This window comes from Pseudomonas sp. SLBN-26 (assembly GCF_006715895.1).
Classification (GTDB): domain Bacteria; phylum Pseudomonadota; class Gammaproteobacteria; order Pseudomonadales; family Pseudomonadaceae; genus Metapseudomonas; species Metapseudomonas otitidis.
Map to the genome: position 1 here is coordinate 2,997,175 of NZ_VFOB01000001.1, position 13,893 is coordinate 3,011,067.

At 69.3% G+C, this 13,893-nt stretch carries 12 protein-coding genes; 5 read left to right on the forward strand and 7 right to left on the reverse strand.

Translation table 11 applies throughout. From position 1 onward, the window contains the following. Positions 1 to 144 precede the first annotated feature (144 nt). From FBY21_RS13740 to FBY21_RS13755, 4 genes are all read left to right on the forward strand, one after another. Complete coding sequence (locus FBY21_RS13740) at positions 145 to 1,668, forward strand: fumarate hydratase (RefSeq protein WP_069561363.1); 1,524 nt, start codon at positions 145 to 147, stop codon at positions 1,666 to 1,668. 797 nt (positions 1,669 to 2,465) lie between these two features. After that, positions 2,466 to 4,787, forward strand: a complete 2,322-nt coding sequence (gene gspD / locus FBY21_RS13745) for a type II secretion system secretin GspD (RefSeq protein WP_142011735.1) — start codon at positions 2,466 to 2,468, stop codon at positions 4,785 to 4,787. Positions 4,788 to 4,841: 54 nt separating this feature from the next. Beyond that, positions 4,842 to 7,661, forward strand: a complete 2,820-nt coding sequence (locus tag FBY21_RS13750) for a M66 family metalloprotease (RefSeq protein ID WP_142011738.1) — start codon at positions 4,842 to 4,844, stop codon at positions 7,659 to 7,661. Further along, on the forward strand, positions 7,627 to 8,169 hold the full coding sequence (locus FBY21_RS13755) for a hypothetical protein (protein WP_142011740.1): 543 nt from the start codon (positions 7,627 to 7,629) through the stop codon (positions 8,167 to 8,169). The genes FBY21_RS13750 and FBY21_RS13755 overlap by 35 nt, the downstream gene beginning before the upstream one ends. On the opposite strand, the gene FBY21_RS13760 is transcribed toward FBY21_RS13755, so the two are convergent. Beyond that, positions 8,166 to 9,038, reverse strand: coding sequence for a carbon-nitrogen hydrolase family protein (locus FBY21_RS13760; RefSeq protein WP_142011743.1), 873 nt, complete (start codon positions 9,036 to 9,038; stop codon positions 8,166 to 8,168). The two genes, FBY21_RS13755 and FBY21_RS13760, sit on opposite strands and share 4 nt — an antisense overlap. Further along, positions 9,035 to 9,625, reverse strand: coding sequence for a GNAT family N-acetyltransferase (locus FBY21_RS13765; RefSeq protein WP_142011746.1), 591 nt, complete (start codon positions 9,623 to 9,625; stop codon positions 9,035 to 9,037). Before FBY21_RS13765 ends, FBY21_RS13760 begins: the two co-directional genes overlap by 4 nt. A gap of 107 nt (positions 9,626 to 9,732) precedes the next feature. Here FBY21_RS13765 and FBY21_RS13770 point away from each other — a divergent pair, with 107 nt between their 5' ends. Then, on the forward strand, positions 9,733 to 10,131 hold the full coding sequence (locus tag FBY21_RS13770) for a nuclear transport factor 2 family protein (RefSeq protein ID WP_044409344.1): 399 nt from the start codon (positions 9,733 to 9,735) through the stop codon (positions 10,129 to 10,131). Between the two features lie 4 nt (positions 10,132 to 10,135). Here FBY21_RS13770 and FBY21_RS13775 read toward each other — a convergent pair whose 3' ends face one another. The 5 genes from FBY21_RS13775 to FBY21_RS13795 form a co-directional block, all read right to left on the reverse strand. Continuing rightward, a complete protein-coding gene (locus FBY21_RS13775; protein WP_142011748.1) occupies positions 10,136 to 11,452 on the reverse strand; it encodes an Nramp family divalent metal transporter in 1,317 nt (438 codons plus the stop codon). Positions 11,453 to 11,554: 102 nt separating this feature from the next. Continuing rightward, a complete protein-coding gene (locus tag FBY21_RS13780; protein WP_222119525.1) occupies positions 11,555 to 12,055 on the reverse strand; it encodes a hypothetical protein in 501 nt (166 codons plus the stop codon). A 142-nt stretch (positions 12,056 to 12,197) separates the two neighbouring features. After that, positions 12,198 to 12,500 carry a ribbon-helix-helix domain-containing protein gene (locus FBY21_RS13785; protein ID WP_044409347.1) on the reverse strand — a complete coding sequence of 101 codons (303 nt, stop codon included), beginning with the start codon at positions 12,498 to 12,500 and terminating at the stop codon, positions 12,198 to 12,200. A gap of 141 nt (positions 12,501 to 12,641) precedes the next feature. Then, complete coding sequence (locus FBY21_RS13790; protein WP_044409348.1) at positions 12,642 to 13,223, reverse strand: DJ-1/PfpI family protein; 582 nt, start codon at positions 13,221 to 13,223, stop codon at positions 12,642 to 12,644. A gap of 85 nt (positions 13,224 to 13,308) precedes the next feature. Next, on the reverse strand, positions 13,309 to 13,860 hold the full coding sequence (locus FBY21_RS13795; protein ID WP_044409350.1) for a DUF2846 domain-containing protein: 552 nt from the start codon (positions 13,858 to 13,860) through the stop codon (positions 13,309 to 13,311). Positions 13,861 to 13,893 lie beyond the last annotated feature (33 nt).

A 13,893-nucleotide genomic window follows, 5' to 3' on the forward strand; every position in this document is an offset into this window, starting at 1 on the left:
CGAGCGCCCGGGGTCGACTCTTGGCGGGTGTGCCCGGCCTTGAGCACGCGGTATACTTCCGCGCCATTTTCACCCCCAATCCAATGCGCGCCGGGTCGTGGTCCGGCGCTTCCTGATGTTCCCGAATTGAAGAGGAGCGCACCCATGACCGTGATCAAGCAGGACGACCTGATTCAGAGCGTCGCCGACGCCCTGCAGTTCATCTCCTATTACCACCCCGTCGATTTCATCCAGGCCATGCACGAGGCCTACCTGCGCGAAGAGTCGCCCGCCGCGCGCGACTCCATGGCGCAGATCCTGATCAACTCGCGCATGTGCGCCACCGGCCACCGCCCCATCTGCCAGGACACCGGCATCGTCACCGTGTTCGTCCGCGTGGGCATGGACGTGCGCTGGGACGGCGCCACCATGAGCGTCGACGACATGATCAACGAGGGCGTGCGCCGCGCCTACAACCTGCCGGAGAACGTCCTGCGCGCCTCCATCCTGGCCGACCCGGCGGGTGCCCGTAAGAACACCAAGGACAACACCCCGGCGGTGATCCACTACTCCATCGTCCCCGGCAACACCGTGGAAGTGGACGTGGCCGCCAAGGGCGGTGGCTCCGAGAACAAGTCGAAGATGGCCATGCTCAACCCGTCCGACTCCATCGTCGACTGGGTGCTCAAGACCGTCCCGACCATGGGTGCCGGCTGGTGCCCACCGGGCATGCTCGGCATCGGCATCGGCGGCACCGCCGAGAAGGCCGCGGTGATGGCGAAGGAAGTCCTGATGGACCCGATCGACATCCACGAACTGAAGGCCCGTGGCCCGCAGAACAAGATCGAGGAAATGCGCCTCGAACTGTTCGAGAAGGTCAACCAGCTGGGCATCGGCGCCCAGGGCCTGGGTGGCCTGACCACCGTCCTCGACGTGAAGATCATGGACTACCCGACCCACGCCGCCTCGCTGCCGGTGTGCATGATCCCCAACTGCGCCGCCACCCGCCACGCCCACTTCGTGCTCGACGGTTCCGGCCCGGCCGCCCTAGAAGCCCCGCCGCTGGACGCCTACCCGGAAATCGTCTGGGAAGCCGGCCCGAGCGCCCGCCGCGTCGACCTCGACAGCATCACCCCCGAGGACGTGCAGAGCTGGAAGCCGGGCGAGACCCTGCTGCTCAACGGCAAGATGCTCACCGGCCGCGACGCCGCCCACAAGCGCATGGTCGACATGCTCAACAAGGGCGAAGAACTGCCGGTGGACCTCAAGGGCCGCTTCATCTACTACGTCGGCCCGGTCGATCCGGTCGGTGACGAAGTGGTCGGCCCGGCAGGCCCCACCACCGCCACCCGCATGGACAAGTTCACCCGCCAGATCCTGGAAAGCACCGGCCTGCTGGGCATGATCGGCAAGTCCGAGCGTGGCCCCATCGCCATCGAAGCGATCAAGGACAACAAGGCCGTGTACCTGATGGCCGTCGGCGGCGCCGCCTACCTGGTGGCCCAGGCGATCAAGAAGTCCAAGGTCCTGGCCTTCGCCGAACTCGGGATGGAAGCCATCTACGAATTCGACGTGAAGGACATGCCGGTCACCGTCGCCGTCGACACCAACGGCGAGTCGGTGCACATCACCGGCCCGGCGATCTGGAACAAGAAGATCGCCGAAAGCCTCGCGGTGGAAGTGAAGTAAGCCACACCGCAATTGAAAAGCCCGGCCTCGCGCCGGGCTTTTTCTTGGCCATGCTCCAGTACCGTGTTGCGGTTACTGGCTGCTTATCGAGTGCTGTGGAGACTTTCCGCTCCCTGATCCAACTTTCAGAGTTTCATGGGCCCGGTTTAACGGGCTCCTTTCCGAGCGAGTCTTGAGCGCACACCAGACCGCTGCCTGGCCAGAAAGGTGGGGCAGGGACAATGCCCCTTCAGGAGGCTGAGCGCAGTCGTCGTGCAAGGGGTTGAGCGACATGGATGTCGCGAGAGCGCTGCCGGGCCAGGGATGGCCCGTCAGCGCGTACCCCTGGAACGACGATGGAGGGAGGGAACCCGGCGCAGCCGGGCCGGATGCAGGGGCGAGCCTTTTTGGTTTCTTTTTTGGCGACTGAAAAAAGAAACTCGCCTGGGAAGGCGAAACAGGTGACATCAACAGAACTCGATAATCAGCTTGGCTCTATAACCCAACAGCCCCACCAAATCCCCAAATCCCCAAAACGGGACCCATATCCTGATATGACCAACCGGTCAGTTTCAGGAGTGTGAGCCCATGCACAGTTGTACTCCGACCAGTCGAACGGACGTGCCGCTTTCCTTATTCTCTCGCCCGCTTGTCGGGTCTCCCCCAGGCAGGTCGCCATAGGAAACCAACACGTCGCATGGATGCGCAGCAGTCTGTCGAGCTTTCTCTATGCCCTGGACCCACCCCCTCTCCCTGCGCCTTCCGGCCGGCACGCGGCTGCCCGTAGCCGATTGCCCGAGCATCCGGGAGCCCCGCCGATGAGCCTGTGCCTGCCCCGTCGCCTGGCCCGCCTCGCCTGGGCCTGCCTGTTGCTGTGCCCGCTGCTGTGGGCGGAGCCGGCCAGCCAGGACGGCGAGGAGCGCTGGACCATCAACATGCGCGACGCCGACATCCGCGACTTCACCGAGCAGGTTGCCAGCATCAGTGGCCAGACCCTGGTGCTCGATCCCCGGGTCAAGGGCCAGGTCACCGTCATTTCCGAATCGCCACTGACCCTCAGCGAGGTCTACCAGCTGTTCCTCTCGGTGATGAGCACCCACGGCTACAGCGTGGTCACCCAGGGCAACCAGGCGCGCATCGTGCCCGATGTGGAGGGCCGCAGCGTGGCCAACAGCCCCGTCGGCAGCGGCCCGGAAACCCTCGAGACGCGCCTGCTGCAGGTGCAGCAGACACCGGTCAACGAACTGCTCCCGCTGATCCGCCCGCTGGTGCCGCAGAACGGTCACCTGGCGGCCATCCCCTCCAGCAACTCGCTGATCGTCAGTGACAAGCGCGCCAACATCGAACGGCTGATCGCCCTGATCGCCCAGGTGGACAGCGCCGGAGCCAACGACAGCGTGTTCTACGACCTCAAGCACGCCTGGGCCCGCGACGTCGCCGCGATGCTCCAGGAGAGCCTGCGGCGCGGGCAGCCGGCCGGCAACGGCAACGCCCAGGTGATCGCCGACCCGCGCACCAACCGCCTGCTGCTGCTCGGCCCGCCCGAGGCCCGCGAGCGCCTGCTGAAGATGGCCCGCCAGCTGGACACCCAGCCCGTGCGCTCGGCCAACACCCGGGTCGTGCGCCTGCGCCATGGCGACGCCAAGGACCTGGCCAAGACCCTCAGCGACCTCTCCGAGCAACTGCGCGGCACCGCCTCGCCCACCACCACCCAGGCCCCGGTGCTGATCCGCGCCGACGAGGGGATCAACGCCCTCATCCTGATGGCCGAGCCGGACATGGTGGCGCAGCTGGAAGACCTGGTGCACCAGCTCGACGTGCCCCGCGCCCAGGTACTTGTGGAGGCCGCCATCGTCGAGATGTCCGGCGACGTCAGCGAAGCCCTCGGCGTGCAGTGGGCCATCGACGGGCGCTCCGACAGCGGCCCCATCGGCGGCAGCAACTTCAGCAACACCGGGCTCTCGGTGGGCACCCTGCTCGGCGCCATCGACGCCAAGACCCCGGTCAGCCTGCCCGACGGCGCCATCGTCGGCATCGGCAACAAGAACTTCGGTGCGCTGATCACCGCCCTCTCCGCCAACGGCAACAGCAACCTGCTTTCCACCCCCAGCCTGCTGACCCTGGACAACCAGAAGGCCGAGATCCTCGTGGGGCAGAACGTGCCCTTCCAGACCGGCTCCTACACCACCGACGCCGCCGGGGCCAACAACCCCTTCACCACCATCGAGCGCAAGGATGTCGGCGTCACCCTCAAGGTCACCCCGCACATCAACGAAGGCGGCACCCTGCGCCTGGTGATCGAGCAGGAGATCTCCTCCATCGCCCCCAGCACCGGCGCCGCCTCCCGCGCGGTGGACCTGGTCACCAACAAACGCATGATCAAGAGCACCGTACTGGCCGACAACGGCCAGGTGATCGTGCTCGGCGGCCTGATCCAGGACGACGTCACCCGCAGCGAGAGCAAGGTACCGCTGCTGGGCGACATGCCCCTGGTGGGCGGCCTGTTCCGCTCCAGCAAGGACGTCAACGTCAAGCGCAACCTGATGGTCTTCCTGCGGCCCAGCGTGGTCCGCGACGGCAACCGCCTGGCCGACCTCAGCCAGGAGAAGTACCTCGACCTGCGGCAGCAGGCCGCCGGGCCAAACGCCCAGCGCAGCCTGCCCCAGGAGCCGGCGCAGCTGTTCAAATCCACCCGCGCGGCCGCCCCGGTCGCGACGGCACCCGCTCCGGCGCCCGCGCCCAAGCCAGCTCCGGCCCCGGCCCCGGCCCAACCCTACGCCGCCCCGGCTGAAACGCCCCTGCAGCGCAGCGCCCACCCCGTGGTGGCCGCTACCCCGCCAGCGACACAGCCCCCGGCGCCTGCGGCTCCGGCACAGCCTGCCGCCACTCAGGCACCAGCCCCGGCCGCCCCGCAGCGCTACAGCATCAACCTGATCGAAGGCAGCAGCGAGCAGTACATGCGCGCCCTGATGGCCCGCCACCCCGGCGCGCCCCTGCGCATCCAGCATTCGCAGCGCAACGGCCAGGACTGGTACCGCATGTTCTACGGCGAGTACTCCCAGGCCGACCTGGCCGAGCGCGCCCTGCGCGACCTGCCGGCCACGCTGCCCAGCCATCGGGGACGGGTCATGGCGCTCTAGCGCTCGCCCCGGCTCACAACAATCACAACAAAGCCGAACTGAAAGCGAGGGGACATGTTTCGCAAGCTCGTACTGATCTACGGACTGCTCAGCCTGGCCGGTTGCCTGGACCTGGGCGGCGGCGGGGGTGGCGGAGGCTCCAGCAACCCCGCCCCACCGGCCACCAGCACCCCGGAGACGCCATCCCAGCCGCCCGTCGGTGGTGGTGGCACCCGCCCCGATCCGGAAACGCCCGAGAACCCGCAGCCACCGGTCACGCCCCCGGTCACGCCGCCCACCGAGCCGCCGGTCACCCAACCAGAGAACCGCTTCCCCGAGCCCAGTGCCGCCGTGGTGGATGAGGTCGGAGCCCTCGGCTTCTACGACCAGACCGCCGACGGCCAGCCGCGCGCGGTGCGCAACGACCTCACCGGCACCCTCGCCGCCATGCTGCAGTTCGTGCAGAGCCACTCGGTGGACCCGCAAGGCAACGAAGCGAAGAACATGCCGCGCCTGACCAGCGAGCGCGAAGCCCTGCTGCTGGTCACCCCCGACCCGGACCAGCCCCTGCCCAGGTCCCTGCGCGTGCAGGTGCTGGTGGACGGCGCCCTCAAGGGCGACCTGACACTGCGCCACCCCGACGAGCTATTCCGCGCCGACCGCACCGGCAGCGACGCCCGCCCCGACGTGGTCTACTCGCGCCGCGCCTGGTCCGCCGTGCTGCCCTGGGACTGGGTGGTGCCGGGCATGAGCCTGCAGCTCAGCGACGACCAGGGCCGTAGCGGCCAGCGCGGCGCCGAGGCCTTCGACTTCGCCCCGCCCGCCGAACTGCTGGTCCAGGCCATCCGCATCGGCATGCTTACCCCCGAGGTTCCGGGCGGCCAGCACTGGTTCAACACCCAGCCGGCCCAGGCCGCCACCGACTACTTCCAGACCGTGCCCATCGCCCGCATGGTGGCCAGCCAGTACGAGGACGTGCTGCTGCGCAAGGTGATGGTGGCCAACGGCACGATCTACGACGCCGACCAGGGCCAGGCCAGCGCCACCACCGGCGACGTGTACAGCGGCGACATGCGCGAGAACACCGCCAAGTCCACCTTCAGCACCGGCATCAACCTGGCCAACTGGGGCATCACCAGCGCCGGCATGGCCAGCCAGGAGCAGCCGCAGCTGACCAACTCGGCGGTCATCCACCACGCCCGCGGCCTGTACAGCAACGGCACCGTCAACCACGGCCTCAGCGGCGGCAACGGCATCCTCACCCTGATCGACTCGGTAGGGAACGAATTCAGCCACGAGATCGGCCACCACTACGGCCTCGGCCACTACCCCGGGCAGAGCGGCGACAACTACTTCTGGTCCGGTCACCACCACGACAGCGGCTGGGGCTACATCGCCTACCGCAAGCGCATGCGCGCCAACCTGCACTGGACCCGCGCCAAGACCGGCGGCCTCAACGGCATGCCGATCTACGCCGATGCCTACAGCTTCGCCACCGACGCCATGGCCGGCGGCAACTTCGCCAGCGGCCTGTCGCGCTACACCCACTACACCGGCTACAGCACGCGGCAGAAGATCCAGCCGGCGCTGAACCGCGCCGTCTGGGCGCCCGACTCCCCCACCGGCTACCGCAAGTGGGACGTCACCAGCCGCAAGATGGAGGTGTTCCAACCGAAGACGCCGACCTCCCGCACCGTCTGGTACGACAGCGCCGACGGCAACTACCGCAAGCCGCGCCTGTTCGGTGTCCCGGTCATCACCCTGCTCGGCGGCTACGACCCGGAGACCGGCGCCGCCGTGCTCTACCCGGCCCTGCGTGGCAACTGGGGCCAGGTCTACGACCTGCCGCCGCCCGACGCCGCCGCCACCAGCCGGCAATGCTGGCTGGAGGTCAGCTTCGTCAACGACAGGACCCAGCGCATCGCCGTCGCCCCCACGCGCCTGGGCAGCAACGCCAACAAGCTGCACGTCAACCTGGCCCAGGTCGAACAGCCCGTCGCGGCGGCCCTGCAATGCCGCGACACGGCCGGCGCCGCCACCACCGAACTGGCCAGCGTGATCATTCCCCAGGGCCTGCCCGCCCTGCCGCCGCCGGTGATCGTCGGTCGCGAAGCCGGCTACCAGGCCCTGCGCCAGGAAGAACTGCCCCCGCTCGACGCCGCCCTCACGGCCCTCGCCGGCCAGCTCGTGCCCACCCTCAAGGGCAACGCACGGGTGCTCTTCGACAGCTACAGCGACCAGCCCGACGGTCTCTCGGCCACCGCCCAGCAGGTCCGCCAACGCCTGCTGGACCAACAGGCCCGCGCCCTGCGCCTGAACCGCTGGCTCGACGCCTACGGCGCCCAGCTGGCCGGCAGCGCCGACGCCGGCCAGGCCCTGGATGCCCTGCTGGCCACCCTGCAGTTCGACAGCCGCACCCTGCTGCCACCGCGCCAGGGCTTCGCCATGGGCAACGGCAACTGCGTGCGGGTGGAACAGGTGGACGGCGCCTGGCAGCCCTACGTGCTGGCCAAGGCCCAGTGCACCGGCTCGGCGGAGGAACAGTGGCGGGTGGACGCCAGCGGTCGCATCCGCAGCGTCGCCCAGCCCATCCAGTGCCTGACCGCCAGCAACGACGTGGGCCTGAGCGCCTGCGACAGCCAGCAGGACGCCCAGGCCTGGGACTTCTCCGCCCTGCCACAGCTGAAGGCCGGCAGCCGCTGCCTGGACCTCTCCGGCGGCTACCTCACCAACGGGCGCGGCAAGCTGATCCTCTATGGCTGCACCGGCGGCGCCAACCAGAAATGGTACGGCCCCACCCTCAGCGACAACGGCCTGCTGCCGCTGCTGCAAAGCCGCAACATCGCCGCCTTCACCGCCTATGCCGAGCAACGCGCCCAAGCCGTGGCCCCCTGAGGTCCACCGGCGCCGGGCCCCGTGGGGCCTGGCGCTGCTGCTGGCGCTGCTGCCCCTGCCGCTTGCCGCAGTGGAACTGCCCACCGCGCTGCTGACCCCACCCCGGCTGCACCTGCAGCCGCTGGGGGCACTGCCCGGCCTCAGCGCATGGCGCCTGCACGGGGTGTTCAGTCGGGGAGATGGCCAGGGCAGCGCCACCCTCAGCTTTGAAGACGGGCCGCCCTTCAGCGTCCGGACCGGCGACCGCCTGCCCGGCGGCGTCGAGGTGCTGGCGATCCAGCGCGACCGCCTGCTGCTGCGGCGCGGCCGAGAACTCGGCGAACTGGTGATCCTGGGCCGCGCGCCGGGCACGGGCGACAGCGCCGTCGCCTCCATGGCCAGCGAGGCCCCCGGCAACCTACCCAGCCTGCCGCCCGACTGCGAAGCCTTCGCCCTCGGAGGCGTCCCCCTGGACGAACTGCAGGCCCTGGGCGGATGCCCGTCGCTGGCGGACGAGAGCGGGGGTTAGCCCCTCACGCGCTCGAACTGCTCCGGCCAGTCCCGCCGGGTGAACACCTGCCCCTCCCGCCGTACCCGGCGCACCTCCTCCAGGTCCAGCTCGGCCAGCAGCCAGCGACTGCTGTCCGGACACAGCTCGGGGCTCTCGGCGATCACGCCGTTGCTCGGCATGCCGTAGTCCGGCGGCACATAGAGGCCGGCGCGGCCGATGTTCTCGTCCAGCGCCGGGGACCAGGGCGCCAGCCCCACGGTGGGCGACTGCAGCACGGCGATCTGGCTTTCCAGGGCACGGGCCTGGGCGCCGATGCGCACGCGGTGGTAGCCGGCCTCGGTGTCGGTGCAACTGGGAGCGAGGATCAGGTCGGCGCCGCCCTCGGCCAGGGTCCGCGCCAGCAGGGGGAACTCGTTGTCGTAGCAGATGAGGATGCCCAGGCGCCCGAACGCCGTGTCGAACACCCGCAGCCCCTGCCCCGCCGCGATGTGCCAGTGCTCGCGCTCGAAGCGGGTCATCATCAGCTTGTCCTGGTGCCCCAGCTCGCCGTCCGGGCCGTAGAACCAGGCGCGGTTGCGGTACTGGCCGTCGGCATCGCGCACCGCCACCGAACCGGGCTGCAGGTAGACGCCGAGGCGCCGCGCCAGGTCCGCGCACAGCGCCCGCCAGGCGGGCAGCAGCGGCTGGATGCCGTCGATGGAGGCCTGCAGGTCGCCGCGCTGGGCCGGCGGCAGTTGCCCGCTCAGCACCAGACCGGCGTACTCCGGCAGCAGCAACAGCTCCGCGCCCTCGCCGGCAGCGGCCTCGCACAGGGTGGTGAGGTGCTCGGCGTAGGCGTCCCAGGTGCCGAAGAGGTCGATGTGGTATTGGCAGGCGGCGATCTTCACGGGGTCAGCTCCTTCAGCCAGAACGACATGGGCTTGGCGCTTTCCTCGCGCTCGTCCAGGTCGCGCCAGTGGTACTCGGTGCGCAAGGCGGGGTGGTGGCGGTAACCGCGACGGGCCCAGAACCCGTGCAGCGGCTGGTAGTCGGGCGGGCGGCGCGGGTGGTCGTCCGGGCGCTCCACGGCGCAGAAGGCGCACCACTGGAAACGCCCCAGCGCGCGGGCATAGGCCTCGCGCTCGGCGAAGAAGCGCACGCCCAGGCCGCCGCCCCGGTACGCCGGCAACAGCACCGACTCCCCAAAGTAGAAGATCCGCGCCGGGTCCCAGCCCTGGTCAAGGAAGGGCCGCTGGAAGGCGTCGGTCTCGTCCGCCAGGGGCAACCCGGTGGAAGCCCCGACCACCCGGCCCTGGTCGAACACCAGCACGAACAGGCTCTCGGCCGACTCGGCGTAGGTGGCCAGGTAGCGCGCCTCGTAGTCCAGGGTGCCGTCGTAGAGATAGGGGTACTCGCGGAACACCGTCAGGCGCAGCCGTGCGAGGTCGTCGATGAAAGGCGCGATGGCCGCGCCCTGGTAGCGTCGGATGTCCATGGTCGTTTTGCCGGTCCCGATGACGCCCCTGGCTAAGAGCGGGGGCGGACAAGACCCTATCATGCAGCGCAACCCCGAACCGACCCATTTGCGACAGGACCTTGACCATGACCGCAGCCGAACTGGTGAAAGCCTATTACGACGCCTTCAACGCCGGGGACATGCCGGCCTTCCTCGCCCTGCTCAGCGAGGACGTGGTGCACGACATCAACCAGGGCGAGCGCCAGCAGGGCAAGGCGGTGTTCGCCGCCTTCATGGAGAAGATGAACCGCTGCTACAAGGAGCGCCTGACCGACATCGTCATCATGCCCAGCGCCGATGGCAGCCGCGTGGCCGCCGAGTTCGTGGTGCACGGGCAGTACCTGGTGGGTGACGAGGGCCTGCCGCCGGCACGCGGCCAGACCTACGTGCTGCCGGCCGGCGCCTTCTTCCACGTGCACGCCGGCAAGATCGCGCGGGTGACCAACTACTACAACCTGACCGACTGGATCGAGCAGGTCAGCTGAGGCCTCAGGCCAGCCAGAAGTACAGCAGCGTCAGGTTCGCCAGGGCGATCAGCCCGAACAGCGCCCAGGCCAGCAGCGCCACCGGCAGGCTGTTGGCGAACGGCCCCATCAACCGCCGGTCGCTGGTGAAGCGGATCAGCGGCCACAGCGCGAAGGGCAGTTGCAGGCTGAGCACCACCTGGCTCAACACCAGCAGCTTGCCCACCGCCCCTTCCCCCAGCCAGAGCACCCCGGCGATCGCCGGGGCCAGCGCCAGCGCACGGGTGATCAGGCGCCGCTGCCAGCAGGGGATCTTCGCCTGCAGGAAACCCTCCATCACCACCTGGCCGGCAATGGTGCCGGTGAAGGTGGAACTCTGCCCCGCCGCCAGCAGCGCGAAGCCGAACAGGAAGCTGGCCAGCGCACCGCCCACCAGCGGGTCCAGCAGGTGATAGGCGTCCTGGATCTCCACCACCTCGGTGTGGCCGTTGCCATGGAAGGCGGCGGCGGCCAGCACCAGGATGGCGCCATTGACCAGCAGCGCCAGGGACAGCGAGCCGATGGTGTCGAACCGGGCGAAGCGGATGGCGCTGCGCTTGCTGGCCTCGTCCTCGCCGCTGACCCGCGTCTGCACCACCGAGGAGTGCAGGTAGAGGTTGTGCGGCATCACCGTCGCCCCGAGGATGCCGATGGCCAGGTACAGCGGCTCCTGCCCGCTGAGCACCTCCCAGCTGGGCCGCAGCCCCGCCGCCACTTCCGGCCAGTGCGGCCGCACCAGCAGCAGCTCGATGAAGAAGCAGGCGCCGATGGTGGCGATCAGCCCCAGCACGATGGCCTCCAGCCGGCGGAAGTTTGCGCCCTGCAGCGCCAGCACGATCAGCGTGTCGAATGCCGTCAGCACCACCCCCACGGTCAGCGACACCCCCAGCAGCAGGTGGAAGGCCAGGGCCGCGCCGAGCACCTCGGCCAGGTCGGTGGCGATGATCGACAGTTCCGCCAGCAGCCATTGCCCCCGCGCCACGCCGGGGCGGTAGCGCTCGCGGCAGAGCTGCGCCAGGTCACGCCCGGTGGCGATGCCCAGCCGCGAGCAGAGGCTCTGCAGCACCATGCCCGACAGGCTTGCCAGCACCACCACGAACAGCAGCGCATAGCCGAAGCGCGCCCCGGCCTCGATGGCGGTGGCCCAGTTGCCGGGGTCCATGTAGCCGACCGAGACCAAGAGGCCCGGGCCGAGGAACAGCATCAGCCGGCGACCCAGGGAGGCGCCGGGGGGAATGGTCACGCTGTGGCTGACGGCGGAGGGGCAGAACGGCGCAGTGGCCGTGGTGGGCAGCTTGTACATCGCGGAACGCGCCAGGAAGGGAGATAGCGCAGCTTAGACCCCTCGCCGGCGCGGGCAAAGGCGTCGTGGCAACCGGCCGGGAGGCCGGTTGCCGGGTACGGATCAGAGCTTGGCTTCGAGGGCCTTGCGGATCGCGTCGGCGCGGGCGTCCACGTCGTCGACGTTGCTGAACGGGCGGAAGTTCAGGTTCAGCACGCCACCGTCGAAGGCCACGCCGTCCTGGTAGGCGCTGGAGGGTGCCGTGGCCTCGTCGTAGCGCACCACCACCTTGCTCAGCTTGGCTTTCAGGGCCTGCTTGCCCATGTCGTCCACGGCAATGGCGGACAGGGCCTTCTGCAGGGGCACGAAGTAGATCTGGGTCCAGAAACCGTCCTGGGCGTAGTTGGCGGACTGGTCGGGCAGCGCAATGGTGTTCCATTGCACGTCCAGCGGCAGCTCGTAGCCGGCAGCGGCCTGGATGGCCTTGACCTGGTCGACGTAGACGCCCTGCTCGTACGCGGTGATGGCGCGACGCTCGGCCAGGGACGGCTCGGCGAAGGCCGGTACACCGGCCAACAGGCAGGCAGCAAGGGCGGTGAGGGAGATGAAGCGTTTGGCAGCCATGAACAACTCCTGGGGCCATCGAACCCCGACAGCGAATGCAGCCGGTGGACGCGCGGCGGTGGCCTCCCTGCCACGCGCGGGGCAAGACTAACCGAGTCGGTCGGGGCGATCCGCCGACCGCCTCATGTTTCGGACCGATCGGTCACCCGGTGCGGCGCGGGACCAGGCTCAGCCCGGCCGCCGTGCTGCGCTGGGCCAGGTAGCGGGTGCAGCTCACCCGCAGGAAGGAGGCGAAGTTCACCACCTCGCCACGGTAGTCCATCACCTCGTCGTAGAGCTTGGTGATGAGCTGATTGGTGGTCATGCCGTCCACCTCGGCGATCTCCCGGAGAATGTCCCAGAACTGGTTCTCCAGGCGCAGGGTGGTGACCACGCCCCGGATGCGCAGGGAGCGCGAGCGGGATTCGTAGAGGATCGGGTCGGCCTTTACATAGAGCTCGCACATGGGGTGGGTCCTTTATCGGGGGTCCTGAATCGTGCAGGGGCGGCTTCGGTCGCCCAGCGGTGCGCCACGGCGCCAGCGTGATGGTCGCGCCCCTGGCGCCGCACCGCAGTATGCAGGACGGCGCAGGGATTCTGCGCCTCGTTACAGGCTGATCCGCGTCCCCAGCACCTCGAGGAACTTCGCCAGCCAGGCCGAATGGGCCGGCCAGGCGGGAGCGGTGACCAGGTGGCCGTCCACGTGGGCGTGGTCCACGGCGATGTCGACGAACTCGCCACCGGCCAGGGCGACTTCCGGAGCGCAGGCCGGGTAGGCGCTGCAGGAGCGGCCCTTGAGCACGCCGGCAGCGGCCAGCAGCTGCGGGCCGTGGCAGACGGCGGCGATGGGTTTCTTCGCGGCGTCGAAGGCCTTCACCAGCTCGATCACCCGGGCGTTCAGGCGCAGGTATTCGGGGGCACGGCCGCCGGGGATCAGCAGGGCGTCGTAGTCCTCGGCGCGGACGCGGTCGAAGTCGAAGTTGAGGGCGAAGTTGTGGCCGGGCTTCTCGCTGTAGGTCTGGTCGCCTTCGAAGTCATGGATGGCGGTGCGCACGGTCTGCCCGGCGACCTTGTCGGGGCACACGGCGTGTACGGTGTGGCCGACCATGCCGAGGGCCTGGAACGGCACCATGGTTTCGTAGTCTTCGGCGTAGTCGCCGACCAGCATCAGGATCTTCTTGGCTGCCATTGCGGGGTCCTCCCAGTCAGGGCTCAGGGTGACAAAGGTAGCCAATCATCCTCCCCCGCGTGGCCCCCTGGGTAACACCCGGCTACTACAGGGGCTGGCCGTTGGCGTCGATGCGCAGCAGCGGTTGCACCTGGCGCGTGGCGGCGATCTCCTGGCGGCCCAGCGCCTCGCCCACCAGCTGCAGCGGGCCGTCGCCCTGGGGCGGCAGCTCGGCGTTCTTCGGCGGCGGATTGAGCTCGTCGTAGCGCAGGTAGTAGGTGCCGCCGGCACCGGCCTCGAAGGCGAAGCTGGTGATCTGGGTGAAGTCGAAATAGCCGCCGGCCAGCAGCGTCCAGTAGGTGCCCATCAGCGGGCGGCGCATCTCCAGGCGGTAGTTGGCGACGTCGAACTCCAGGGCCAGGTAGCCGTTGCTCGGCAGGGTGCCGATCAGCCGGCCGTCGAGGAACAGCCCAGGCGCCTCCAGCTCCTGGTCGGCCCAGTCGCTGCGGGGGCGGTAGATGTAGACCAGGGCATGGTCGCCGTCCCGGGGCGCCAGCGCCTCGAAGGCCGGGCCGTCGGTGGCGCCGAAGAAGGCACCGGGGGTGGAACAGGCGGACAACAGCACGACCAGCAGGGGCAGCAGCAGCGGACGGCGCATGGGCACATCTCTCGTTATGGGGTGCAGGGAGCG